This window comes from Brevibacillus fortis (assembly GCF_046196545.1).
Classification (GTDB): Bacteria; Bacillota; Bacilli; order Brevibacillales; family Brevibacillaceae; genus Brevibacillus; species Brevibacillus fortis_A.
The window spans coordinates 3,786,379-3,808,272 of the sequence record NZ_CP176370.1; the positions used below are offsets into that span (position 1 = coordinate 3,786,379).

The 21,894-nt window shown below is 45.0% G+C and carries 34 protein-coding genes; 6 read left to right on the forward strand and 28 right to left on the reverse strand.

The window, feature by feature from the left end; translation table 11 throughout:
• Window positions 1-2 precede the first annotated feature (2 nt).
• Genes ACKKE8_RS18675 through ACKKE8_RS18695 form a run of 5 tightly spaced genes read right to left on the reverse strand, consistent with a single transcriptional unit; the run spans window position 3 to window position 4,367 of the window.
• Window positions 3-977: a phage major capsid protein gene (locus tag ACKKE8_RS18675; protein ID WP_409174371.1), complete on the reverse strand. Its 975-nt coding sequence runs from the start codon at window positions 975-977 to the stop codon at window positions 3-5.
• 16 nt (window positions 978-993) lie between these two features.
• Window positions 994-1,653, reverse strand: coding sequence for a hypothetical protein (locus tag ACKKE8_RS18680; RefSeq protein WP_409174372.1), 660 nt, complete (start codon window positions 1,651-1,653; stop codon window positions 994-996).
• Window positions 1,650-1,862: a ribosomal-processing cysteine protease Prp gene (locus tag ACKKE8_RS18685; RefSeq protein ID WP_056486611.1), complete on the reverse strand. Its 213-nt coding sequence runs from the start codon at window positions 1,860-1,862 to the stop codon at window positions 1,650-1,652. The genes ACKKE8_RS18680 and ACKKE8_RS18685 overlap by 4 nt, the downstream gene beginning before the upstream one ends.
• A gap of 52 nt (window positions 1,863-1,914) precedes the next feature.
• Complete coding sequence (locus ACKKE8_RS18690) at window positions 1,915-2,823, reverse strand: minor capsid protein (protein WP_409174373.1); 909 nt, start codon at window positions 2,821-2,823, stop codon at window positions 1,915-1,917.
• Window positions 2,820-4,367, reverse strand: a complete 1,548-nt coding sequence (locus ACKKE8_RS18695) for a phage portal protein (RefSeq protein ID WP_409174374.1) — start codon at window positions 4,365-4,367, stop codon at window positions 2,820-2,822. Before ACKKE8_RS18695 ends, ACKKE8_RS18690 begins: the two co-directional genes overlap by 4 nt.
• A gap of 64 nt (window positions 4,368-4,431) precedes the next feature.
• Here ACKKE8_RS18695 and ACKKE8_RS18700 point away from each other — a divergent pair, with 64 nt between their 5' ends.
• A complete protein-coding gene (locus tag ACKKE8_RS18700; protein ID WP_409174375.1) occupies window positions 4,432-4,866 on the forward strand; it encodes a hypothetical protein in 435 nt (144 codons plus the stop codon).
• Here the strand turns inward: ACKKE8_RS18700 and ACKKE8_RS18705 are convergent.
• The 6 genes from ACKKE8_RS18705 to ACKKE8_RS18730 all read right to left on the reverse strand — a co-directional run bounded on the left by ACKKE8_RS18705 (window position 4,863) and on the right by ACKKE8_RS18730 (window position 10,052).
• Entirely contained in the window at window positions 4,863-6,260 is a 1,398-nt protein-coding gene (locus ACKKE8_RS18705) for a terminase large subunit domain-containing protein (protein ID WP_409174376.1), read from the reverse strand. The genes ACKKE8_RS18700 and ACKKE8_RS18705 overlap by 4 nt on opposite strands.
• Window positions 6,241-6,864, reverse strand: coding sequence for a hypothetical protein (locus ACKKE8_RS18710; RefSeq protein ID WP_409174377.1), 624 nt, complete (start codon window positions 6,862-6,864; stop codon window positions 6,241-6,243). The genes ACKKE8_RS18705 and ACKKE8_RS18710 overlap by 20 nt, the downstream gene beginning before the upstream one ends.
• An 80-nt stretch (window positions 6,865-6,944) precedes the next feature.
• Window positions 6,945-7,358 carry a hypothetical protein gene (locus ACKKE8_RS18715; RefSeq protein ID WP_409174378.1) on the reverse strand — a complete coding sequence of 138 codons (414 nt, stop codon included), beginning with the start codon at window positions 7,356-7,358 and terminating at the stop codon, window positions 6,945-6,947.
• A 56-nt stretch (window positions 7,359-7,414) separates the two neighbouring features.
• On the reverse strand, window positions 7,415-7,648 hold the full coding sequence (locus tag ACKKE8_RS18720) for a hypothetical protein (protein ID WP_409174379.1): 234 nt from the start codon (window positions 7,646-7,648) through the stop codon (window positions 7,415-7,417).
• A 394-nt stretch (window positions 7,649-8,042) separates the two neighbouring features.
• Complete coding sequence (locus ACKKE8_RS18725; protein WP_409179158.1) at window positions 8,043-9,338, reverse strand: site-specific DNA-methyltransferase; 1,296 nt, start codon at window positions 9,336-9,338, stop codon at window positions 8,043-8,045.
• Window positions 9,339-9,557: 219 nt separating this feature from the next.
• Complete coding sequence (locus ACKKE8_RS18730) at window positions 9,558-10,052, reverse strand: hypothetical protein (RefSeq protein ID WP_409174380.1); 495 nt, start codon at window positions 10,050-10,052, stop codon at window positions 9,558-9,560.
• A 190-nt stretch (window positions 10,053-10,242) separates the two neighbouring features.
• On the opposite strand from ACKKE8_RS18730, the gene ACKKE8_RS18735 reads away from it, so the two are divergent.
• A complete protein-coding gene (locus tag ACKKE8_RS18735) occupies window positions 10,243-10,731 on the forward strand; it encodes a hypothetical protein (RefSeq protein WP_409174381.1) in 489 nt (162 codons plus the stop codon).
• A gap of 492 nt (window positions 10,732-11,223) precedes the next feature.
• On the opposite strand, the gene ACKKE8_RS18740 is transcribed toward ACKKE8_RS18735, so the two are convergent.
• Window positions 11,224-11,382, reverse strand: coding sequence for a hypothetical protein (locus tag ACKKE8_RS18740; protein ID WP_409174382.1), 159 nt, complete (start codon window positions 11,380-11,382; stop codon window positions 11,224-11,226).
• Between the two features lie 83 nt (window positions 11,383-11,465).
• Window positions 11,466-11,858, reverse strand: a complete 393-nt coding sequence (locus ACKKE8_RS18745; RefSeq protein WP_409174383.1) for an ArpU family phage packaging/lysis transcriptional regulator — start codon at window positions 11,856-11,858, stop codon at window positions 11,466-11,468.
• Window positions 11,859-11,992: 134 nt separating this feature from the next.
• Here ACKKE8_RS18745 and lepB point away from each other — a divergent pair, with 134 nt between their 5' ends.
• Window positions 11,993-12,493 carry a signal peptidase I gene (gene lepB / locus ACKKE8_RS18750; RefSeq protein ID WP_409174384.1) on the forward strand — a complete coding sequence of 167 codons (501 nt, stop codon included), beginning with the start codon at window positions 11,993-11,995 and terminating at the stop codon, window positions 12,491-12,493.
• A gap of 274 nt (window positions 12,494-12,767) precedes the next feature.
• Here the strand turns inward: lepB and ACKKE8_RS18755 are convergent, their stop codons facing one another.
• From ACKKE8_RS18755 to ACKKE8_RS18775, 5 genes are read right to left on the reverse strand one after another with little or no spacing between them, the layout of a single operon-like run.
• Window positions 12,768-13,112, reverse strand: a complete 345-nt coding sequence (locus ACKKE8_RS18755) for a hypothetical protein (protein WP_409174385.1) — start codon at window positions 13,110-13,112, stop codon at window positions 12,768-12,770.
• The gene (locus tag ACKKE8_RS18760) at window positions 13,112-13,504 is read right to left on the reverse strand and encodes a YopX family protein (RefSeq protein WP_409174386.1); all 393 of its coding nucleotides are present in this window, start codon (window positions 13,502-13,504) and stop codon (window positions 13,112-13,114) included. The genes ACKKE8_RS18755 and ACKKE8_RS18760 overlap by 1 nt, the downstream gene beginning before the upstream one ends.
• Window positions 13,488-13,622 (reverse strand): hypothetical protein, encoded by a 135-nt coding sequence (locus ACKKE8_RS18765; RefSeq protein WP_409174387.1) that lies wholly within the window; start codon window positions 13,620-13,622, stop codon window positions 13,488-13,490. The genes ACKKE8_RS18760 and ACKKE8_RS18765 overlap by 17 nt, the downstream gene beginning before the upstream one ends.
• 33 nt (window positions 13,623-13,655) lie before the next feature.
• A complete protein-coding gene (locus ACKKE8_RS18770) occupies window positions 13,656-13,868 on the reverse strand; it encodes a hypothetical protein (RefSeq protein WP_409174388.1) in 213 nt (70 codons plus the stop codon).
• Window positions 13,869-13,882: 14 nt separating this feature from the next.
• Window positions 13,883-14,365: a hypothetical protein gene (locus tag ACKKE8_RS18775; protein ID WP_409174389.1), complete on the reverse strand. Its 483-nt coding sequence runs from the start codon at window positions 14,363-14,365 to the stop codon at window positions 13,883-13,885.
• An 81-nt stretch (window positions 14,366-14,446) separates the two neighbouring features.
• Here ACKKE8_RS18775 and ACKKE8_RS18780 point away from each other — a divergent pair, with 81 nt between their 5' ends.
• Entirely contained in the window at window positions 14,447-14,842 is a 396-nt protein-coding gene (locus ACKKE8_RS18780) for a hypothetical protein (RefSeq protein WP_409174390.1), read from the forward strand.
• A gap of 11 nt (window positions 14,843-14,853) precedes the next feature.
• Here ACKKE8_RS18780 and ACKKE8_RS18785 read toward each other — a convergent pair whose 3' ends face one another.
• Genes ACKKE8_RS18785 through ACKKE8_RS18795 form a run of 3 tightly spaced genes read right to left on the reverse strand, consistent with a single transcriptional unit; the run spans window position 14,854 to window position 15,673 of the window.
• A complete protein-coding gene (locus ACKKE8_RS18785) occupies window positions 14,854-15,162 on the reverse strand; it encodes a BC1872 family protein (RefSeq protein ID WP_409174391.1) in 309 nt (102 codons plus the stop codon).
• A gap of 5 nt (window positions 15,163-15,167) precedes the next feature.
• Window positions 15,168-15,419, reverse strand: a complete 252-nt coding sequence (locus ACKKE8_RS18790) for a hypothetical protein (RefSeq protein ID WP_409174392.1) — start codon at window positions 15,417-15,419, stop codon at window positions 15,168-15,170.
• 17 nt (window positions 15,420-15,436) lie between these two features.
• Window positions 15,437-15,673, reverse strand: a complete 237-nt coding sequence (locus ACKKE8_RS18795; RefSeq protein WP_409174393.1) for a hypothetical protein — start codon at window positions 15,671-15,673, stop codon at window positions 15,437-15,439.
• 592 nt (window positions 15,674-16,265) lie between these two features.
• Here ACKKE8_RS18795 and ACKKE8_RS18800 point away from each other — a divergent pair.
• Both ACKKE8_RS18800 and ACKKE8_RS18805 read left to right on the forward strand, forming a co-directional pair.
• A complete protein-coding gene (locus tag ACKKE8_RS18800) occupies window positions 16,266-16,619 on the forward strand; it encodes a hypothetical protein (RefSeq protein WP_409174394.1) in 354 nt (117 codons plus the stop codon).
• Window positions 16,620-16,704: 85 nt separating this feature from the next.
• Window positions 16,705-16,923, forward strand: a complete 219-nt coding sequence (locus tag ACKKE8_RS18805) for a hypothetical protein (protein WP_409174395.1) — start codon at window positions 16,705-16,707, stop codon at window positions 16,921-16,923.
• A gap of 188 nt (window positions 16,924-17,111) precedes the next feature.
• On the opposite strand, the gene ACKKE8_RS18810 is transcribed toward ACKKE8_RS18805, so the two are convergent.
• The 7 genes from ACKKE8_RS18810 to ACKKE8_RS18840 are packed head-to-tail and all read right to left on the reverse strand — an operon-like array spanning window position 17,112 to window position 21,886.
• Window positions 17,112-17,816: a hypothetical protein gene (locus tag ACKKE8_RS18810; RefSeq protein ID WP_409174396.1), complete on the reverse strand. Its 705-nt coding sequence runs from the start codon at window positions 17,814-17,816 to the stop codon at window positions 17,112-17,114.
• Window positions 17,817-17,836: 20 nt separating this feature from the next.
• Window positions 17,837-18,319 carry a RusA family crossover junction endodeoxyribonuclease gene (locus ACKKE8_RS18815; protein ID WP_409174397.1) on the reverse strand — a complete coding sequence of 161 codons (483 nt, stop codon included), beginning with the start codon at window positions 18,317-18,319 and terminating at the stop codon, window positions 17,837-17,839.
• 3 nt (window positions 18,320-18,322) lie between these two features.
• Complete coding sequence (locus ACKKE8_RS18820; RefSeq protein WP_188065929.1) at window positions 18,323-18,481, reverse strand: DUF6906 family protein; 159 nt, start codon at window positions 18,479-18,481, stop codon at window positions 18,323-18,325.
• Between the two features lie 35 nt (window positions 18,482-18,516).
• The gene (locus ACKKE8_RS18825; protein WP_409174398.1) at window positions 18,517-18,687 is read right to left on the reverse strand and encodes a hypothetical protein; all 171 of its coding nucleotides are present in this window, start codon (window positions 18,685-18,687) and stop codon (window positions 18,517-18,519) included.
• Window positions 18,675-20,072 carry a replicative DNA helicase gene (gene dnaB, locus ACKKE8_RS18830; RefSeq protein ID WP_409179159.1) on the reverse strand — a complete coding sequence of 466 codons (1,398 nt, stop codon included), beginning with the start codon at window positions 20,070-20,072 and terminating at the stop codon, window positions 18,675-18,677. The genes ACKKE8_RS18825 and dnaB overlap by 13 nt, the downstream gene beginning before the upstream one ends.
• Window positions 20,073-20,094: 22 nt before the next feature.
• Window positions 20,095-20,946, reverse strand: coding sequence for an ATP-binding protein (locus ACKKE8_RS18835; RefSeq protein WP_157696778.1), 852 nt, complete (start codon window positions 20,944-20,946; stop codon window positions 20,095-20,097).
• Window positions 20,879-21,886 (reverse strand): hypothetical protein, encoded by a 1,008-nt coding sequence (locus ACKKE8_RS18840; protein ID WP_088908187.1) that lies wholly within the window; start codon window positions 21,884-21,886, stop codon window positions 20,879-20,881. Before ACKKE8_RS18840 ends, ACKKE8_RS18835 begins: the two co-directional genes overlap by 68 nt.
• Window positions 21,887-21,894: the final 8 nt, after the last annotated feature.

Here is a 21,894-nt window from a genome sequence, read left to right on the forward strand (position 1 = left end):
AATTAAGGTGTTGGTACAAATCCGGTAGGTCGGAGGACAGCAAATGCCCCTTCTTTGATTACAAGGAACGCAACTTGGAACGTAGCTTTCAATGCAACCATGTCTTGCTCAGCAAGAGAAAGAGGCTTCCCATCTGCTCCAGTAATGGAGTGAAGAGTCGCCTCACGTAAGATTTCATACTCAATATTTTTAAGAATGCCTGTCTTGGCCTTTTTGAAGTCACCAGCAATCAGGTCAGCTTTTGTTTTGTCCCAAGCACCATTTCTGCTGTACTCAATCGGCAGCGAATACAGTGAATCTTCAGCTACTCCTTCACGTATAGAAGAAAGGTAAAGAGGATCACCTTGGCTATTTTTCAATCCGCGCAAGGATGTCTTTAATCCGATATGCCCAGCAAACGCTCGTGGCTCTTGGTCATCGGCTTCGATCAGTGCCATGACGCTGTTTACATCATCGGCCAGATTCTGACCCGCGACAGAACCGCGAGTAAAGCTGTTCCCTACATTAATAGCTGCCCCCAAGATGTTAGAAGTAAACGGTGACTCTGTCCCCATGATCGTAGCTGCATCCAATTTAGTATGGAATGCTTCAACAATGTACGGCTTCAGTTCTTCAAACACATCGATTCGTGAGCGATCCAATGCTTCCTTTGTCATTGGAATGATGACAGCCAGCTTCTTAGCGGTCAATGTAACCTGTGTCCAGGAAGCTGTCGAGGTTTTGATACGTTCTCCCTCCCCTACCCAGTAAGCTCCAGGCTTATCTAGAAATACTGGAATCTTTTTTGTTGCTGTTGTCATTGGTTCCAGTTCGGAAAGTTTCAAAATAGCCGAACCGCGGACTACATCCTTGATGATCTCTTGTGATGTCTCTTCCGGAATCAATCCGCTAAGGCTGCTGCTGAACGTTACTCCCTCATTGAATCTTTGCAAATCAAAGTGAAGTGGTGCTTGTTTTACCAGTACCATGCTATTCATAAATGATTGCCCCCTTTTAGATGCGCTGCAATTTACGCAGGTCTGAGATATTTGGAATGGTAGACTTTTGATCGGCTGGTGGCTTTGCTCCAGGAGTAGTTCCCCGCGGTGTTTCATCTGCCTTCAACCACGGTTTAGAAGTGATCAACTCAGTAACATGCTTATCGATGTTTTTAACCTTGCCTGCATCCGTCACCTCGACCTTAGATAGATCAGCCAGGCGAATGGCATCAGAAAGTTTATCTGGGTCAATCCCTTGCTTTATTGCCTCCAAAGTGAAGGCATTTTCAATCCGGAGGGATTGGATTGTACCATTGGCGTTCTTCAGGTCAGATTCCCGCTCTAACAGCTTTTGTTCAGCAGTTTTTTCAGCCTCTTGCTTTTGCTTATGCGAATCAACGATCCCCTTTAAGTCATCAGCCTTTTCGATGCCCAGCCCTTTAAGGAAGTCACTGACCGCTCCTTGTAGTGCGGAATCGTATTCCTCTTTAGATCCAAACGCTACCGCAGGCTTACTTTCCCCGCCCTTATCGCCGCCACCATTTTGCTGTGCCCCTCCGTCGATTGCTCCAGCAGCTCCACCGGAACCGCCGCCTCCATCATTACCACCTTGCCCACCTTCTCCTCCTCCATCATTGAATCGTTGCAAACGAAATAACCATTGTGACTTTTTCACTTCGTACCTTCTCCTTCCTGATTTTGAATTTCTAAAGACACGTAATCCGGGTATTGCTGGGCAATTGCTTGAATACCAAGTAATGCTGTTTGGATGATGGTAGAAACCCCGGCGCAAACAATGTCCTTTCCATGCTCGGCATAATTCGCATGACCAATGGCATGGATTTTCATTTCACCGTTGTCCAGAAATGCTTGAATCTTGATCACATCGATCTCGCCTCCTTTCAGGCAATAAAAAACAACACGGTTTATCGTGCTGTTAAGCTGCCAATCCCTTTTTGTCAGCCCACTCTTTAAAAGTGCGCGCAGAGGTGTATCCTCTCTCCTGATCAATACGATAAGCACGCTGTCGTTCCAATTTCTCCAAGACCTTAGATTTGAGTACAGGCCGCCAATACGATCGGCAATTTGGATGATTAGGTATGCGTTCACCTTCACGCCCTGGATTGTCGGCTGTGTCATAATCAAGCGGATATCTTTTGCCGTCCAGCTTGCGGCACTCAGAAGAAGTCCGCTTGTCCAACGTGGCACAAAATTCCTTTTCGCTCACAATATCTGAATTGGCTTGGTAGGCCATGGTTTGCCCTTGGGCAGCAGCCCGGTTTAGTTCTGTACGAGCAAGGCGTTGGGCGCTTGACCAACTCTCTGATGTCCTTTTCGTAATCTCCTTAGCTGTTCGGGTCACACCCCATCCCTGAGTTGCACCCTGAGTAATTACATCTTCCATGGTTGCCGCCAACAGGTCAGTACGCATGCGAATTCGTTTGGAAAAATGCCTGCCTTTCCATGGTCGCTCCAATGCAGCAAGTACCATGCCGGTATTGATCTGTGGAAGCCGAACCTCTACTTGTGCATCCTGTTCAAGAAAATAGAGGTGATGGAACAGGCTGACCTTGTACTCTTCCGCCCATGTGATTCGAAGTTGCTGCTCTTCTTCCATACGGAGGGTGTACAAGATGGTTTTTATACTTGTCATGATGAGGTCGAGCCGTGCGGCGTTATAAATCAAGGACACTAACTCTTCTCCACTTTCAGCAAATCGAGCGTAGAGGTCAGTGATTTCTTGCACAATGCTTTTATTGGCTTTAGAAAACAGCTTCTTTAATTTAACCCCATGTTTTTCGATTCTCGTTTCCAGTTCCTCTTGGTAACGTTCCTCCCTGCTCATGCAGCGTCACCTTCTGAACTCTTTTCATCGTCAGAGGGCGTGTCATCATCTACGGGCTCCTTGTCTTCCAATGCGTCCGGGTCAAGTATCTTCATTCTGCGTTCGGCCTCTTCGTCTTGTTCTTTCAGCAGTTTTTCACGAGATGCCCGCGGATCATCCACAAACGGCAGCAGCGCCAGCCTTTCCTCATGGGACAACTGACCAACTAGTTTCGTCACGATCTCCACCATTTCCACCACATTCACTGGCATGTTCTTACTGAATTTCACATCGACAGCTTGGTAATCCCATTGCTTTCTATATTTCTGATTCAGCATCCCAGTAAGAATACGAATTCGATTACGAAACCCTTTTCCATACTGGCGCATCTTTATGCCCGCCTTAATGTCGGCATGGTAAAAGATGATCTTCAATGCAATTCCGGATGGAGCTGTCCCAACTTGGTCAGGTCGCAGGTGAGGTGTTCCAGTTTGGTCAAGAATCGTTTCGATCAATCGGTTGATAGTGTTTTCCTCATGAGTGTCCTGTAGGTCCCAGGTGACCGGAACGGCTTTTTTGCCTACAAGGATTTGAGAGGTAGACCACATTTTAGCAAGATACTGCTTCTTCTTCTCCACGTCCGTGATGAGGTTCCCCTCTGCGTCATACAGGAGTAGTTCATCAAGATCCAAATCTTCAAAAATGACTTTTGGATTCTTGAAATATTCCTGCACATCTACCTTACCAGTGACAGCCTTGTTAATCGCGTCCATAAGTTGCTTCAGGTCTGACAGATCGCCCATCCCCTCAACCATCCCATCATCGCGGTTTTGCTGATGTTTCCGACGTCGATTGACGTAATGCGTCCAAGGGACAACGGGCTTCTGCTGAAACTTACCATCCTGGTCCTTTACGCGGACAGTGATGTTATGCGAGACGGGATTCTGTTCCCTGCTCATATCCAGAACTAATGCAGTCCCTTCTTGTCGGAGGTAAGTAATCTCGTTTTCATCGTAAACTTCAACCAGCAAAGTCTTGGTGTTTCTGCTAACATCCGTCATCGTATAGTACCGAATAACCGCAATCAGCTTGGATTTAACCGTCGTGTCATACACAGCGATACACTCGTCTGCTTTGAACTCAGTAATACAAATCTGTCCATCCTCGTCAAAGTAGTAGTATTCGAATACCTCACCATCGATCGAACCGTCCTCGATAATATCGTAAGACAAGCTCTCTTCATCGTTATCCATCAGGACAGCCTGCAGCTTTTTAACGTACTCTTCCACGTCTGCTCCTGCCTCATTGGAAGAATAGCGAATTGGGTTACTAGCAATGTATGAAGTACCGAAGTCGATAATTTTCCGAGCAAAATTTAAGACGATTTTGTTATTCGGCTTGCCCTTTTCCTCTTGTTTGTGGAGAATGTCCTGGTCTCCATCGACATACCTTCGCATGAGCGAGTAGTCCTTCGTCTGGTGCTTTTTTATCAGGTCTGATACCCACCGCCACGAATTGTTGGCTTTGTTATCTTCGTAAAACTGCTCCAGCAGCATCGTTTGCATTTTCGTCACCCCCTAAATTGTTTTTTGGAACCATCACCATAACTGGACGTATACAATTCTTGAGGTGATTGAAATTGGCTACGTTTTTCTTTTTTTGTGTGCGATTGTTTTATTTGCAACGATTATCTTGGCTATCATTTTCAGGAGAAATAAAACTACAAGCCTTGGAATTATCCTAGCCGGCTTAATGGTTTGTATCCCACTATTTTTCCTTGCAGATTGGGGATTAAAAAATCAGCACAAGGCCGAAATAAATCGTGTAATTACAAAAAATCATGGTACGGTTATTGAAATTGATAAAGTTGATGCAAAGGAAACTCCTTTTTATCCGGAAGCCAGTGCATCCAACCGTTATTACAAAGTAACTTTTGAATTGAACAACGAGAAAATCATTGGCTGGAATAGATCTACTAACTCCATCAATGACATACACTCCACACCTTCAAAAGGATATCCTGAAATGTGGATTTTACCTGAGTCATTTGATACGAGCTATTAGGCCACTTTCCAAGGGATTACCTTGAATCTGCTGATCAGCAACTGATGGAACACCTTGCTGTTCCAAACTAGATACCGAAGACCATCCATAGAGTGATCATTTTCCTTCACTGGCACCTCAGCACGGTCGCCTGTAACATCTTCCGGATATCTGTAGTTCGTCAATTCTTGGATGACCTCTTTCAAATGATCGGAAATAAAGATGTTTGGCCTGCCATTGTCACTCTTCACTTTGAACAGAGTGGAGACAGCCCGTATGCCTTCTTTCAAGTGCTTCTGAGCTGCTTTAGCTGGCAAACCATTAGTCAGATACGTTTTAATGTTGCTCGCGTCCTCTGAGTCACACCAAAACATTTTGATCTTCCACTTCTTCATGATCTCCTTGTCTTGAGCCACCCAGCAATCTGAACTGCCGGGGACAAGAATCTCCATCTGAGCCTTATAGATAGCATCAACAATCCACAACTCTCCGTTGGCGGTCATTGCCCCAACGAGAGTAACCCCGGGGTTGGTAAAGCCCCAGTCTTTCCCCGCCTCAATGTGAACAAAATGTCCCTCTTTGAACTTCTGCTCGCAAAGCGCGCGCGGTACAACATGTATCGATCGGTCAAATTCCTCATAGACCTGCCCAAAAAACACATCGAACCGGGCGAATATCTCCCGGTCAACATATCGTTTCGGCATGGTTTCAATCATGCGCTGAATATTCTTTTGCAACTCTGGCAATGGATTGTCCTTGCTTGTCCAATAAAAATTACGCCATTCTGGATCATTGCGATATTCGTCCAATTGCCCGCCTACCTGCGTATGCTGCCCATTCAACACGATGTCATGGTAAAACCAGTTCATCCCCTCTGGCGTGGTCGTCCAAACACTCCAGCCGCCTTTATCAGCGAGAGCATAAGAGAGGTATCCGCTCCAAGTCTGCTCCTTCATCTTGGAAGCCTCATCAAGCCACACACCATCCAGTCCTTTACCAACTAGCGTCTTCGGATTGTCGGCAGATTTAAACTGAATGAGGATGTACCCTTTCAGCCACACCCGATTCTTAGATAAGTCCCAGTTCTCGATCATTTCCTCTGGAATGACAGCCGCCAGCTCTTCCTGCTGTATCTCTGACATGGAATAGGTCGGGGAAATGCACCAGTATTCAAGCCTTGGCTTTGGCTTTTTCATGACCTTAAGGTTGCGTGGGGGCTTATATGGCAAACCCTTGTCTGCCTCAACGTCTGCTAGGATGTTATCGAAAAACTTTCGGGCTCCCACGTTTGTTTTTCCACCCCGTCGCCCGCAGTTCATAACCACGTTTCGAACATCACATTCCATAACTTCGATTTGCTTGGGATGCGGTGTCCATCCCTCAAACGGATCAAGATCAAGTGCCAGATTTGTCACGCGACCACCTCCGAACAATGATCTCCTTCTCAGTACCACCGCCATTGCTCAACAGTTGCGCTTTCAGTTGAATAGCCTTCAATTTTTTATCTTGGACCCTGGTCAGCGCTTCCTCAAGCGACAAGATATCTTCAATTGCACGATACTCTGTCTCTTCGATTTCAGTAGTAACCAACTCATTACGAGACAGCACGACCGTCTTGGATTGCCCAGACTTTTCATCATGAACCTGTACAGGCTCTTTTATAGCGACCCTCTCTTGAAGGACCCGACGTTGCTTTTCGGTCAATCCTTCCTTCAAGTCTCGAATGCGGAGCATCATCTCTCGTTCCCGCCAAGTAAACAAGCGGATCTCTTCATCCGCCTGTTGTAATGGATCAAGACTGATCCTTTCAATCACCTCTGCTTGCTCTGGAGTCAAGGCGTCCATCCAGATCGACTGAAACTCGCCTGTTTTGACTGCGTTTGTATTGCGCGTTGGGGCACCGCCGCCAGCACCATGGAAACGACAGACATCCCATCCGGGCTTTGCCCAGTTATTGCACTGTTGGCCCCTTTGCTTGCTCTTTGCCTTGCATCTTTGCTTTTCGGGATTTCTCGCCATCTACATGTCCACCACCTCACCACTTCATGGGGTTGTTTTCAAAAAGAAAGATGCACCCTTTACGAGCGCATCAAGTTTAATCAATCTTCAACATTTAACATTTCTCGCACTACTATCAAAAACTGCTTACTCAAAAAAGCAAACGTCCCTATCGCCCCTAGAAAAGGAATCAAATTTAACCACGCCAATGTTTTTGAAAAAGACCAAAAATACAGCCAAAGATTCATAGTGATGAAATAGACAAATGCTTTTATCATCCCGTAGAGACGGCCTTTGTGTTGAGCAAATTGCCCTGCATGTTTTAATGCTGCGGCTATACCAGCAACTAGAGCAGCATATCCCAAAGCGATTGTGACATTAATTTGAGCTAGGTTTTTTGTCAGTTCGCTCCATCTACTCAGATCGTTAACGTTTTCGAACAGAGTATAAATTACTCCCGTTAACATAACGAACCCTAAAAGTATCCCGCCTGAAAATTGAGCTAGTTTCTGCAAGTTCATATCCCTCCTGTTAACAGAATTTCAACAATTGCAGACTATCTCCTCTCTTTTCATAATTCATCCTTTTGCAGCTCAATGTCCAGCTCTATCAGTTTTTTCAGGTCATCTACTGTTTTGATTTCGATATGGCCTGATTGGAAGTCCTTAACCCACTTTGCAATGGCTGCTTTCACGACTCTCCTGTATTGATCCTTAGATTCCATGATGCCTTCCATTACTTCAATTTGATATTGCAATAGAAGGTCAATAGATTCAGGAGATGACTGTTCTGTTGTTGTTTTCATTGTGGCACCCTCGGCTTTCCTGTAAAATGGAAAACGAGATAGCGACTTGGTAAAAACTGCGGCCGCAGCTCTTCGCTATCTCAGCCGGGGTGACCTGGTTGCATGGGGGGACGTTGACGCGTCTCCCTTTTGCTTATATTTAGAAAGGAAGTGCATGCTATGACGCCTTACACATATGATCAATTCGTTGAAGATATAAGATCAGGTCGTGACATCGAGTTTATTTATAATAGCAACAGATACTCAATAACAAACACTCCGTTTGGTCATTCGTTCACACGTTACTATGACGAGGATAGTGTCATTACTACACAACAGCCAGATGCGTTGCTCTATCTTGTTAAGTTAAATGGTCTGCCACTAAAAGAAGCGTGGCCCGATATCGAAATCGACATCATTTTCTAGCGCTTTGTCTCGTTAGTAACACAGGTTCAATGCCCGTCAATTCATAGAAACGTCTCTTGATGACATCACAGAATTTCGGATCAAGCTCCATTGTTCTACAGATACGCCCCATCTGCTCACACGTCATAAGGGTAGATCCACTACCACCGAAAAAATCGACAGTGGTATCACCTTTCTGACTACTGTTCCCAATTGGAATAGCAAGCAGCGCCAATGGCTTTTGGGTTGGATGGACGTACTTGCTTACATCCCCTCGCGATACCTCCCAGACAGTCTCTGGCTCTTCAGGGATTAAAGAGAGTTCAGTTCTCCAGACCGTCGTCTGCTTACGATCTCCGTACCATGCAGGAGCCTGACCTTTTAGATGAGCATAGAACACTGGCTCATGTTTGAACTTATATTGAGCAAATGACAATGAAAAAGCGTTCTTAACCCAAATACACTGGGTACGTGATACTATTCCGGCCTCGTTCATCTTGTTCTCAAATTCTCGCTGATAGCTAGAAGGATGGAAAACATAGATTGCTGCTTTCGGGTCCATGATTGATGCATAATTTGCAAACACAGTTTGAAGGAAGTCCGCGAATTGCTCCATAGGCATATCATCATTCAAGATGCTTTCCCTTCCGTCTAAAGCCAGTCCTGCCGATTCACTTTTGACAGCAACATTATAGGGTGGATCAGTAACTACTAGTGCTGCCTGCTGTCCATCCATCAGCCGTTTTATATCCTGCTCTCTTGTGGCGTCTCCGCACATAAGAATGTGCCGCCCGAGCCTCCAGATATCCCCTGGCTTCGTCTCCGGTTCAACGATATCATTTAGTGCTTTCTCAACATCGAAATCATCTTCTTTAACTGGTTCATCTATTTCAATGTTGACGAAATCATTGATCAAATCTACAGCTTCATCCAAATCAAAGCCTGTGAGCTCTACGTCCAAATCGCTCTCCTGCAGTTCCACCAACACCTGGGCAAGCATTTCCTCATCCCAAGCACCGCTGATCTTGTTCAATGCGATGTTGAGCGCCTTCTCGCGGATGTCATCCAAGTCCACAACAGAAACATTAACTTCCGTGGATCCCAATTCATTAACAAGTATCTTAAATCGTTGATGACCTCCGACCAGGTTACCCGTCCGTTCATTCCAGACGAGCGTTTCGACGCAACCGAATTCCTCAATCGATCTTTTCAGCTTCTCGTATTCGATGTCACCCGGTTGCAAATCCACGCGGGGATTATATGGGGCTGGATTGATTTTAGAGACTGATATTTTCCGTATGTCCAAGCTGTTCAGCTCCTTCGTGGCGATAAAGTAAGAATAAAGAATATTGCCAGCTTTAAAATTGCCGGATGCCTTGATACTGTTGAGCTCATGCCGTGTTTTGCAGGTGTAATCAAACAACTACTATTCCAGCGTAAAAGTATATGCTTTGTTTCACCGCAAAAAATGGGGTTGAAGCTTAGAGCCTCATGCTTTGGCTGCCTGTTGGCTTCTGGCGACCCCCTAGTCCAAATTGGGGTCCTCGCCAGCCTCTGTGATCTCCTTCTTGAATAGATTCAGGAGCCAAGCTTCTGCTGTCTTCCCGTTGAGAGAATACAGTGGATTAATTGCTAAACCTGACCGTCCTTCCAAATCGGTTCTACGCATGATGTGGAGCTCCACGAATGTCTTCACGATCTTGCGTGCTGTTGGATAGGAGCAGTCTGCGATGCGGGAAAGGTCTTTGACGGTAAGTGGCGTCCCCTTTTGCCCGCGCTCATTGTCACCTTGCAAGAGGTTAGTGCCCTCGCTTGCATACGGTGCAATCTTCAACAAAAAGCCAGCCTCAGCGAGTGACAGCTTTCTGAGCCGTCGCTTTGCCTTCTGGCTGGCTTTGATCTTTACGAATTTTGAGCTGCGACCTACTGGACGAAAAACTTTTACAATCTCGTCCGACCGTCGCAGCACTTCCTCCGTGTAGTAAATTTCTCCTGTCGCTGAGTCGACATACTGACGCACTACATTTCACCCACCTCCATGAAAAAAGCACTGCTTGGGTCCTTAATAGAATAATCTTTTCCCGATATCCATAGGACCCCTTCAACAGAAGTATGGCAAGAAAAGGAAACTACCTCTTGCATAACCAAATTTTTCATGTAATATAGTGAATAGGAAATTTATTCCAAATAATCCAATTGGAGGAGTTATTATGAAAAAATCCATTAAAGGCACAATTGCAGCAGCTCTTTTACTTAGCAGTCTATCTATTGGATCTAGTGCTATGGCATCATCCCCTGATACAGCTGTGAGTCACGTTACGGGGAATCAGGTTAATGATTTGGATGATTCCGAAAAAAATCCCGAGAACGTATTCATTCCTATGGCAGTAGAAAAGCCTATTGATAACGAACCGCTTAAAAAAACACATACTAACAAGAGTTTCAACATACCATCTGGTTACGGTTGGGTGAAAGTATATGTAAAAAATAATGGAACATCTAGCTTTTTCGTATCAGTAACGGATTCAAGTGGTACTCAGTTAATGTCCGGAAATGTTGCACCTGGTGATGCTTTTGATGAGATAAGTAGCTCAGCATGGGGAACTGGTCAACATACAGTTTCGGTTAACTCACAAGAGGGAGCGGATTTGGCAGGTTACATCGCTGTTAAAATTGCACAAAATGAGAACGAACTGTAAACGGTACTGTCTCAAAAGATCGAATAACTAAATAACAAAAAGAACGATTAAACATCTCGTTTCACTATCTAAGGTGAATCGAGATGTTTTTTTGCGATAAATTCACCATGTGGAACGCCCACCGAACAGGGAGCGAGTGGTCTGAGTCGCGACTCGCAAATAAGTCCCTGTTTATTGAGCGCTGCTACTTCTTTTGCTTCACACATACAGGCCGTAAGCAATGCAGCTTGTTTCCCTGGACACTCACCCATACACAACCGTAGCATTTATGATCCGGAGGCAGCCGATATACTGGCGCTGCTCATTTCCTGTTTGAGTATCTATTCATACAATCACCTGCATGACATATTGTCGCAACGACGAACCTCCAAGCAGATCGGTCATGGTCGTTATTGCAACGAACAATACAAAAACAATGTAAAAAGCGTTCACTACGCTCTCACACGTTCCCCGTACCCTTCGCCGCAACTTCAAGGCATGCGTTGTGTTAAATCACATCATGCGCGCTAGGACTCCTGCTGCTCTGCTTGGTAAACCAACAGCTTTCATCGCCCATTCGACATGTACCGGTGCGTCATTGATAAGGGATAGACGGTATCTCCCAAGAGCCGATGTCGCTTGCTCTTGACTCAAGATTACCGTCCATGACATTTCAAATCGTCCCGCCCTTTATCGGTTTTTTTGTCCCGTATTTTGTCGGGATTTTGTCGGTGCATTTTTTAAAAATAAGGCACTCAGATCATACCGAGTGCCTTTGCAATTTGAGCAATAGCTTCTTTTTTACTCTCGTAATACCGATCCTTGTCCAATCCCATATCAAGATAAACGTTGATGTCTTTGACCCGGGATGTACTGAGATACTTCTCTTCGATGATCTGTCGCTCTACCTCATCGAGTGAATACTCGAGTGCTCTCTCGATCTGCTTCGCTTTCAATTCGTTCTGTGTCTCTGAAAGCTGCAGCCGAGGGAACAATTGCTCTATGCCCTTCTCCACTTGCTCTTTCTTGTTTTGAACAGCAACACGGAGGGCTTTGTATGATTTCAATTCTTTCACAACTGCTTTTCTGACTTCTCTCTCATTAACCGGTTGTAGAAATGACAGTTGTTCTTGTACCTGTGCGCTCATCTTTCCAATTCCCCCTCGTGGCAGCCCATGCTATAATATGGTTTGACGAACGCATATTCGGGCTCCCTGTTGGGGGCTTTTCTTTTGGAAATCAATTGGATAAAATTAGAAAAAACTATAAGGTGGTGATACGAATGAAAACGCTCTTCCTCATGTTATCTTTAATTTTCGCAAGTCTTTCTTCTGTCCAGCCTGACCAATCCACAAGTGTCTTTGTTTCTGAAGGTGAGAGTATGGCCCCTACTTTGAACAGCAACGATCGATTTCTTGCTGATAAAACCTACTATGACTCCCATCCTATCCAACGTGGGGATATCGTTATTTTCCAAGCCGAGAAAGATCGACAATACGTTAAAAGGGTTATTGCGTTGCCGGGAGAAACGCTTGAATATAAAGATGATATTCTCTACATCAATAACAGATCGGTCGACGAACCATACTTGGCATCAGCTAAAAATGTAGCCAAGAAAGAAAATCTCTATCTAACTGAGGATTTCGGGCCTATAACTATCCCCGAACAAACAATATTCGTTTTAGGTGATAATCGTTTAAATAGTTTAGATAGCAGAATGATCGGTCCGATTCATGTCAATCAAATATTAGGCAAGATGACTAACAAGTTACCCTCAAATTAATTAGTTTTTATTTTTCCACGCTCTGATTAATGAGCGTGGATTTTTAACTCCCGAAATATTTTGTTAAGCAACGCGATAATTGGTATAATTTAGTAACTGGTTGAACGTTTAATATATTTTCTCTCTAAAAGGGTGTTAAATATGAAGTACAGCTGTTTGGGGTGCTTGGCTCTCATTCTTCTTGTCATAATTGTGCTTGTTTATGCTTCTGTGAAAGCTTGGCTTGATTTTGGAGAAATCTATAACACCCATTTTTAACATTCCTAAATTTCTCTTATGTTAAGTGCCGCTTATTTCTCAGTTCCTTTTCCTGTAAAAACACGGCGCATACTACGCGAGGCGCTGACTCTCCCTCGACTCTCCCAATCTCGTCATACTCCAGTTTGTGATCGTTCCATCGGTAGGCTTTTACCTTGTATCTATCTTCCATGGTATCAATGTCGATCAAAATGCCTTGTTTCCGCGCTTCTTCAATCAGCATTAACATTCCGTCCCCTGTGGTGGAGAACTGAGGTATCTTCTCCCATACTTCACCATTCACATAGATGTCCATATGCTCGTCAACCTGCCACCACAATGCTTCCGCAACTTGCTTGTCCAACTCACGTCCTGCTTGCATCAGTTGTCCACCTCCAAGAGTTCAGGATTCTCGTATACGTTCCCGATCACTTCTGTTTCATCGATGTCTTCAAATAAGCACTCCAGATCAACCGAATGCCTGTTTGTTACAGTGAACTGAGCTTGATTTGTGTCCCATTCAATTGCCCCGACACTAATCGTTTCTTCCCAATCGCTTCCGCTGTCGTAAGCGTCTGGATACCGCAAAATGTCACCTTCGTATATCTCCTTGCCGTTCTTGTCGCGGAGACCAGTGAATTGCATAAACTCATACTCCCTGTCTTCGTCAAGTAAGCGAAATCCACTTGCATGATGCCTTAGATGATTCATGTCGACCATTTTGCTTTGCTTCCTATCCCACGCCCGAAACTTGATCTCACGTCCTGCTTGCATCCCGTTCCCCTCCCTTTATCGCAATCACTACCGCCCAGATGATTGCTGCTGTCGCCAAACCGAGTAGGTAGCAAACAATATACATTGACCATTCATAACCGATGTATTTTTCTAACACCGTTTGCCACCCCTTATCAAACGTAATGTTAAGTTAAGCCCAGTCCACGTAAATCTGAACGGTGTGCCCTGCATTCTTTCCGCCTACAAAATGCCAAATGTCTGTTACCTTGCAACTATAAACATTCTGATCCGTTGCGATTTTAATGTGTTCCCCAATTCTCGGAAGAAGACGCAGGCTTATTGTTGCGACATGTGTCTCATCTTCGTTGTTCCTTCTCACTTCACATTCAAAGTAGTCGCCCATCTCAATACCTCCGATCACTCGGCAAATATGTTCCTTCGTCCCCTTTGATAATCAGCGAGTGGGTCTGATACTTTGCTGCCCCACTTCCATCCTCTACCGTCTAGCGAATCCTTCGTTTGTCTGAGCTCTACCCTGTAGCAGGTATCCTTTGGTAACAAAGATAGCCACTGTGTTTCATCCAACTCGTCCAGGAGTACAACAAACTTCTTCTGCCACGTTACAGGCATGGATTGCAGGACACTCCGGGGAATAGTCAGGTATTGTGAGTATGTCAGTTCGAACCACTCATGGATATCCCGTTCCCTCTTTAGCTCATTTCCCTGCTCAAGTGCGCGTTCTAACTCAGCAGTTTCCTTTTCGAGTTGACGGATCTTACTGCATACCGCCAACATCACCTGCGCGTTTGTGTGGCCCTCATTTTCAGCGAAGTTGTTCAGTTCCGCCAAAATTGATTTATTCCCCGAAATTGCATCTATGAGAAGCTGCTTCTTATCCATGTTCTCGCTCCTTTACAAATCGATTGTTTTGTTTAATGACAGATGCCAACCTTGGGAAAACTTTTTTCGAGGTGATAATTCATGTTTGTTTTGAGCAGTGTGATCCTTGCCCTAATATTCCCCCCAAAAATTGAACCTGTCTTACTTGACACAAATCTTCAGCGTGCAGAAATATTACGAGTCTCCACTGATTTACCAAAAATAGGAAACTGGTGGAGGGCACCCAAAGGTGTTCATAAAATGACCATTCATGTTGAAGCAAAAAATACGGAAACGATGTTGTTCTGGTTGATCCCAACCGGTACTCAGACTTGGGGTCAAAGAGAACTTATCGGTTATGACATAGATGGAAGAGACGGATGGTCACTCACGTGGAAGTTTGACAATCGTGTCCTCCATGACCATATACATGTACAAGCAATCGGTGAAGAAACGGTGTCTAACTCCTCTATAAACGTAACTACGGACTTTCCTTAATTACCGTTTTGTTAAGCGACTGCCTCCAGCGCTGCCTTGCATATGGCTTCTTGCGCTGTATTTGCGTAGACTTCAATATCTCGGTCATATGGATGAGTTTCAAAGACTGCAAGGAATTTCATATCCTCTGGAGCCCCTGGAGACTGTGGAAGCACCCCGATGTGAAGTTTCTCTGCTATCACCCAAGCATCGTCCATGTATTTGAGTGGGTTCCATTCGATCAAGTAGGAAACGTATCCGTTTTTAATCAGCTTTGAACCATCAACTTTCCACCCCATCACCTTCGTTGCCAGCGTTTCGATGATCTGCTGTTCGGTCATTTCCATCACTCCATCCAGCAAATGCATGTCGGTTTTTCATAAACGAAGTCGCTACCGATAAACTCACGGAAGGTCATGTCTTTATAGCCGCCTTCCTCTTGCTCGAACCTACCTGCCTTATCCAGAGGGACCTCTGATACGTCATCTATCGTACGGTGATATCCTTCGCCGCCACGCTCGTTGTGGTCAGCCAGTGCTTCTTTTGCTGTCTGTGCAACAATGTATTCCTCTCCGACTAAAAACAATTTATATTCCATCCCACTTTCCTCCCTAACTATTGAGATAAACTGTTAATTGAATAGCACATCACGATAAATACGATCATCTGAATTACGCTCCATAACAAAGCCATTTTCAAATTTTTCATAAACCAGGTTCTCCAGAAGAATCGTTCCCACTCGATAATCTTGTCGTTGTAGTCTGCATTAATAAGAACCAATCCCCAATGAACTCCAACAGGGATAAACAGGAGGATGAACAATCCAAAGGAGATAACAAACAACAAAACCACTTGTAACCCCTCCCTCTTACCTGAATAGACATTTTGTAAAACAAGGCGTGCGTTATCGTAATGCGCACCAATTCGGACTTGTTCTGAATTGCTTGGACTCGATACCTGGATAACCCGCTGTTCTCTCTTCTTCGTTTCTAGTCATAGTTTTCGGATGCTTGCAAAACCTCGCTTTTACAAGTCCTGTGATTACTGCATTCCTGTATGACAACGCTTCTCCTTCGCCCAAAAATTCGCATCCTGAACACTTAGGAACCTGCTTTCTCACGAATCGTTCCTCCTTATCTCCCTGAGCATTGTGTTAATTACTGTTTGCCCCGACCACCTGTGGTAATATATGGGTAATGATGCCATACATTATTGAGGTGTTGTATGAATTTTGATTCTTGGGTACTTATTGTCATTGTTGAATTTGTTTTTTTATGCGCTGTTCTTTATGCCAAGTCATGGCGAGCTGTAACTATCGTTTGTGCAATTTTATTGATTACACTTATAGTTGGTTCAACCTCCCTAATTCTGGATGTATTAAAGTAAGTATCCTGAGCATTATTTTAATATTTGGTAATACACTGCCTTATTGGAGTTGAGATTTATGTTTGAAACTATTCACTGGAGTATTTATTCAAAGGCATCTTCCAAACAAAAAGTAATGAAGATGTTTTCAAATCTTGAAATCACATTCGGGACCAAACTAAATCTTCTTGCCTGTGAACCATACTCGAAAGGCGATTACAACTATGCAATCAGCTTTAAATCCCCTTTAGATCAGAGCGATCTCTCCCAAGCAGTGCTAGAAACATTGCTTACATCACGAAAGATTGGTCAAAGTTGGGCTGTAAATGGTCCCTACTCCGTGGCGCAAGATGTTTGGCATTTTGAAGGTATCTGCACAAAAGCAACTTTCATTGGTGCTGATTGGGTTATGTTCACTTTAAGAAACGATTGACGATTATTTAACATATTTGAGCTTGTGTGCCCGTCTATTTTTGTCCTAACTCCTCATGGCATAATAGAGCGAAGGAGTTGGTCTTATGGAAAAGTCATTTTATTACTCGGTCGAATGGGCTGAGGTCAACTATCTGAAAGAGGCCCTGAATGCTATGGAGTTACCCTATGTCATAGAACAAGATTCCGACCGTTTACAGCTTGATGCTGGTCATGTTGCCATCGTGTTTCCTGACCTTCCTGTTCGTGTGTATGGAGGCGTCCATGAACTTTTTGGTAGTCATGGACGCCGTTATCCTGAGTAGCCCTATTTCTTCCCGTTCCAAGGTGGCAATGCTCCGCCTACTTTCCAGTCGTTCACTTTCGCATTAACGATGGTTTCGTTTATCCGCTTTTGCTCGGAGGTTTTAGGAAAGCCACGTCTCCAAGGATGCTCCGGCTTCGGTTTAACGGCTGTCATATGGTTCCGCTTTTCTAGGGGAGAGGAGCAGCTTTACGCTGCCCCCGGTTCCTCACCGTTTTTTGCCATATGTTCAGCAACGAGTTTCTTGTATTTGGACCAAGCTGTTTGAAGTTTGGAGGACGAGGTGCCTATGGACGACGCAATCTTAATCCACGTTTCGCCATTTTGTTTTCGTGCAAGCAATGCAGGGAAGTCATACTCCATTTCTTCAAACGCTGGAGCTTGTCCGCTCAAGATGAATGCCACCAGTTTATCCTTGTCGATTGCAGCGACAGCATCATCTTGTTTATTTGCCTCCTGATCGCCTTCACTCGTTTTGTCATCGGTTTCTTCTTGGCTTTGCTGCTCTGGATCAGGTGTTTTTTTCTCCGAGTCTTCCGTTTGAATCGAGGTGTTTTCAGATCCTTCCTCGTTTTCAGAGGATTCGTCGCCACCCTTCTCCAGGTCACCAGTATCTTTGTTGTCTTCCTCGTTGTTTTCGCTAACTTGTGTTACCACTCCAGACTGATCGGTTGTAACGGATAAACCGCGACGTTCTTCTCTTTCATTCTCGTCAAACTCCATAGCCATTTGTGGGTTACCAAGATTTACAGTCACTTTGTCACCGATCATATCTACCAATTTCACCAGCGAAGTTGGCTCAATGTTCCCTACCAACTCCAAGCTCAAAACCATTTTTTTATCATCCGTTGCCATTTTCTTTACCATCGCCGTAAATTGTGCTTGATTGCTCATTTTCCACACTCTCCCTTGGATTAGAAGTCAATGGCCATCTGATTTTTTGATGGCTTGTTTTTTCGTGCTGGCGTGTCTCTTACGATCAGACCGCCAACAATCGGCTCTATTTCGATACGCGGGTTTGCCCGATCAATTTGAAAGTCCTGATATTGAATCAATGCCTGACTGTCGTTTCTGTAGAGGATTCCTTCAAAAGCATCTGCCCAAGCTTTATCAGTGTTATGGCAATCCTTCTCTCTTGCGTCATTCCAGTAAATCCATGTGCGAAGAATTACCTTTCTGGTCTCAATCATCACCCAATCGTTATCCATGGCCCATTCAAGAGCAGCCTCTGCTACACGCTGTTTATAAAGCTCTCCCCACTTACCTAGAGTTGGAGCATTTCTGACGATGGTGTACAAATGATTCCATGATGGAACGACCCAAATGTTCTCCATCTTCTTTGTTGTTGGGTTCCGCCGTCTCTTCTCCATCAGCAAGGGGATAATCAGCCGTTGCACCGGTTATGCCCCTTTCTTGATAGTCTTTGTATTACCGGAGAAACGATGGATTAAAACCAGCTCTGTCGTGCTATCGCGCTCAACCAGCCAATTTGCTGGGTTTAAATTGCGTGCTTGCATTTCTTCTTTTTGCCGTCTGTTTGGGCGTTTGCCTTGCTTCATGTCTGCTCTCCTCCCCGTTTTACCATGTATACAAACTAGGCGTCCGTACGATCTGCTTTAAATTCCGGATACCTGTCTGCGTAAGCTTTCCACCATTGCCGCATTGCTGCTGATCGCTCTTTATCGTTTTGAATCAACAATAATCGCTGAGGAATCGGCACCTTTACCGCAATTTCACCAGACAGCCCTTCTGCTAGCTCCTCCATGTTTTGTCTCCATCCTCGTCATCTTCATCCTTGGAGACATCAGTCATAGTCATCTGGCTATTTTTAAAACGCTGGTCAAGATCAGCAAATTTGTTGAACTCTTTCAGGAATGCAAGCTCTACCGTTCCCGTTTGACCGTTTCGTTGCTTTGCAATGATGACTTCAGTGACATTCTTGTTTTCTGTTTCCTTGTCGTAGTAATCATCGCGGTACAAAAAGGCAACGATATCTGCGTCCTGCTCAATTGATCCTGATTCTCGAATGTCTGACATCATTGGGCGCTTGTCTTGCCGCTGCTCTACTCCACGGCTCAATTGAGACAGTGCAACGACTGGCACATCCAACTCACGCGCAATCGCCTTTAGGGTGCGTGAGATTTCAGATACCTCTTCTTGCCTGCTACCTGCCTTTGCTCGTGAGCGAACCAACTGCAAGTAGTCGATCATAATGGCACCCAACTGCCCACCGTGTTCATTCATGAGGCGCATGCATTTGGCTTTAATCTCGCTTACCGTAATACCTGGGGTATCGTCGATATATATTGGCTTTTTAGAAAGGTTTGAAATGGCCTCTGTGAGCTTTAGCCAATCCTCCTCCTCTAACTGTCCTGTTCGTAAGCGGTCCGCCTCGATATTAGCCTCTGAGCTGATCATGCGCTGTACCAACTGCTCCGCGCTCATTTCGAGCGAGAAAATCGCTACCGGGGCGGAACCTTTTTCCGCAGTACGTTGTGCTATGTTTTGAACGAAGGCAGTTTTACCAACGGATGGACGAGCAGCGACAATGATTAAGTCCGACCTTTGCAGCCCTCTCGTTATCCGGTCCAATTCTTTGAATCCGGTTGAAAGTCCCGTTACCTCGCCAGCTCCACTGTTTGCGTTATGCTCGATAGCATCGTAGACATTCAGGAGAACATCCTTTGTTTTCCGGAAACCTTTGCTATAAGAGCTTGCAATGACATCCAGAAGCGTTTTCTCTAGGAAAGCGACTGTTTTATCGAGGTCAACCTCTTCCATGATCAGCTTCGGTACTTGCAAAGCAGCCAAGTGCAACTTGCGTAAATTTGATTTTTCACGAACCACTTTTGCGTAGTATTCAACGTTTGCAGCTGTTGGAACTGAGCCTGCCAGCTCCATCAGGTAACTAACACCACCCACATCATCAATCGTTTTGTCATCTTGAAGACGAGTGGTTACTGATACAAGATCGATTGGCTGACCTTTTTGATTTAGGTCAACCATGGCTTGATAGATTTTCCTGTGATGAGGCGAGTACATATCCTCAGGCAGACAAATCGAGTAAACCAACGGGAAATTAGTACCTTTTACGATCATCGTCCCAAGCACGCTCTGTTCAGCTTGAATATTCATTAGGACATGAATCATGGTTTCGGTTTGTTCGACAGTGTTATTCAAGGCCTTTCACCCTTCCAGCAAGCCAGTCATGATGTTCATCGTTAATCAGTCCCCGGTTGCTTTCGCCATTCAGCGTGATCGTGATGGCATTCTCCAAGATACGATCAGCGATTCTCTTCCCTTGGTTTCCCATCCACTGTTCAAGCCCTCCTGTCGTGAAATTGCTCGAGTAGATAATGGGCCTCTTTTGGCTTCGAACGTTGATTACATCGAGCAGTTTCTCAGCCCGGGAGTCATAAGGAACCTCACCGCCTACATCATCCAGAAGTAGCACCTCGCAACCATACAGCACTTTCAAAAGGCGTTTTTCATACTCGTAATCATTGACCTTGCCTACCTCTTTGAATCGCTGGAACATGTGATAGGTGGTCATAAATACTGCCGAAACGTTCCGTTTCATCAACGCTTTATATATCCCTGTGAGAAGGTGCGTTTTCCCTAACCCATTTGGTCCGTTGAGGTAAAGCCCCAATCCTGGGCGATCACTTAACCATTCGATGTATGTATCAACAAAGTTGTTTGCGATCTTAATGGCATTCGTGCATCCCATACGATTTTCGTAGTTTTCTAGAGTTGCTTTTGGAAGCAGTTTGTCTCTGCTTGTGAATTCATGGCAGAGGGTCAACCATTCGCGCCTCCGCTTTTCTTGTTCAAAGGCTTCCCTGGCCTTTGTCTCGCAAGAGCAAGTGACTGCCCCCCATCGTTTTTGACCAAGAAGGTCGATTTGCACCGGCTCGAGTACTCTCTCGCAATGAGGGCATTGCCTTGCTGGCGGCTTAGAAGCTTCGGCGCTTCTCGTGATACTCTGCTCGCCCTGAGTCAGTACCTGTTGCAGCGATTTCACGAATAGCACCTCCCTGATTCCTGAGTTTTAGCATCTTCCGGCGAGCTTCATGCTCTGTTGTTCTACGGATAATCCCATAGGTGTAATCTTCGTCCTTGTCATCATGCTGCATAATGTGAATGCTCAAAGCGTATAGGATGATGGCTGCCCGACCGTCAGGAGTGTTAGCCAATTTCTCGTTTTCCCAATAAGTCAACAGCTTGTCCCATATCTTCACCGCTTTACTTGTTGCAATCCGACCCGTTGCTCGCTTCAAACGGATGGTGTTGAAATATTCAACGAAGAGTTTTCTTGGCAAAGTGGATATGGGGTTGGCGAGCATTTGCGAGTCAACAAAGGATTCCACATGCTCCATTCTCGACAACTGCTCGGGTAAGTCTTTTAAATGGTTCTTATGTTCATACTGCTGTTCTTGTTGTTTAATAAATAAAGATTGTCCCTCCATTGTCCCTTCATGAGCATTTGATTGTCCCTTGATTGTCCCTTCTGTCATTTGCGAACCCCCTTCATCCTTAGAGCCACAAGGGTTTTCACAATCGGTTAATTGTCCCTTGATTGTCCCTTCGTCGGCGTTTGATTGTCCCTTGATTGTCCCTTTTTCGGAGGAATTGTGAGCCTTGTAAGTGCTCAAGTCTTGCATCTGGTTATAGTGCAAAATCGTTATGAAAACCCCGTCACATCTGCGTTTTGCTGCTGAAATTTTGATCAAGCCATCCTTCACCAGATGGTTTAGTGAGGTAGTGATTGCTTTGCGTGTCCAGCCCACTTCCCTTTCAAACTCTGCTGTATTGAACAGCAATTCGCCTCGCTTCTGCCCAGCACCGTCCTTGTAGCTGGCCCGTTCCATCAAATCAGCGAATAACAGCTTGTCCCTTCTATTCCGGAAAGACAAACGGGGAAGGACCAAAAACCCCGTTGTCCCGTATTCTGCTATGCCCATCCCCTGCC

Bases quoted from the DNA above. Each gene is read 5' to 3' on its own strand.
- ACKKE8_RS18710 (WP_409174377.1), bottom strand. From the start codon at position 6,864: ATGGCGAGAAATCCCGAAAAGCAAAGATGCAAGGCAAAGAGCAAGCAA.
- lepB (WP_409174384.1), top strand. From the start codon at position 11,993: ATGAAAACGCTCTTCCTCATGTTATCTTTAATTTTCGCAAGTCTTTCT.
- ACKKE8_RS18760 (WP_409174386.1), bottom strand. From the start codon at position 13,504: ATGCAAGCAGGACGTGAGATCAAGTTTCGGGCGTGGGATAGGAAGCAA.
- ACKKE8_RS18745 (WP_409174383.1), bottom strand. From the start codon at position 11,858: ATGAGCGCACAGGTACAAGAACAACTGTCATTTCTACAACCGGTTAAT.
- ACKKE8_RS18825 (WP_409174398.1), bottom strand. From the start codon at position 18,687: ATGGAGGAGCTAGCAGAAGGGCTGTCTGGTGAAATTGCGGTAAAGGTG.
- ACKKE8_RS18695 (WP_409174374.1), bottom strand. From the start codon at position 4,367: ATGCAAACGATGCTGCTGGAGCAGTTTTACGAAGATAACAAAGCCAAC.
- dnaB (WP_409179159.1), bottom strand. From the start codon at position 20,072: ATGATTCATGTCCTAATGAATATTCAAGCTGAACAGAGCGTGCTTGGG.
- ACKKE8_RS18785 (WP_409174391.1), bottom strand. From the start codon at position 15,162: ATGACCGAACAGCAGATCATCGAAACGCTGGCAACGAAGGTGATGGGG.
- ACKKE8_RS18820 (WP_188065929.1), bottom strand. From the start codon at position 18,481: ATGAAGCAAGGCAAACGCCCAAACAGACGGCAAAAAGAAGAAATGCAA.
- ACKKE8_RS18735 (WP_409174381.1), top strand. From the start codon at position 10,243: ATGAAAAAATCCATTAAAGGCACAATTGCAGCAGCTCTTTTACTTAGC.
- ACKKE8_RS18810 (WP_409174396.1), bottom strand. From the start codon at position 17,816: ATGAGCAATCAAGCACAATTTACGGCGATGGTAAAGAAAATGGCAACG.
- ACKKE8_RS18770 (WP_409174388.1), bottom strand. From the start codon at position 13,868: ATGGGCGACTACTTTGAATGTGAAGTGAGAAGGAACAACGAAGATGAG.
- ACKKE8_RS18675 (WP_409174371.1), bottom strand. From the start codon at position 977: ATGAATAGCATGGTACTGGTAAAACAAGCACCACTTCACTTTGATTTG.
- ACKKE8_RS18775 (WP_409174389.1), bottom strand. From the start codon at position 14,365: ATGGATAAGAAGCAGCTTCTCATAGATGCAATTTCGGGGAATAAATCA.
- ACKKE8_RS18740 (WP_409174382.1), bottom strand. From the start codon at position 11,382: ATGTCATGGACGGTAATCTTGAGTCAAGAGCAAGCGACATCGGCTCTT.
- ACKKE8_RS18805 (WP_409174395.1), top strand. From the start codon at position 16,705: ATGGAAAAGTCATTTTATTACTCGGTCGAATGGGCTGAGGTCAACTAT.
- ACKKE8_RS18790 (WP_409174392.1), bottom strand. From the start codon at position 15,419: ATGGAATATAAATTGTTTTTAGTCGGAGAGGAATACATTGTTGCACAG.
- ACKKE8_RS18840 (WP_088908187.1), bottom strand. From the start codon at position 21,886: ATGGGCATAGCAGAATACGGGACAACGGGGTTTTTGGTCCTTCCCCGT.
- ACKKE8_RS18720 (WP_409174379.1), bottom strand. From the start codon at position 7,648: ATGAAAACAACAACAGAACAGTCATCTCCTGAATCTATTGACCTTCTA.
- ACKKE8_RS18780 (WP_409174390.1), top strand. From the start codon at position 14,447: ATGTTTGTTTTGAGCAGTGTGATCCTTGCCCTAATATTCCCCCCAAAA.
- ACKKE8_RS18755 (WP_409174385.1), bottom strand. From the start codon at position 13,112: ATGCAAGCAGGACGTGAGTTGGACAAGCAAGTTGCGGAAGCATTGTGG.
- ACKKE8_RS18690 (WP_409174373.1), bottom strand. From the start codon at position 2,823: ATGAGCAGGGAGGAACGTTACCAAGAGGAACTGGAAACGAGAATCGAA.
- ACKKE8_RS18800 (WP_409174394.1), top strand. From the start codon at position 16,266: ATGTTTGAAACTATTCACTGGAGTATTTATTCAAAGGCATCTTCCAAA.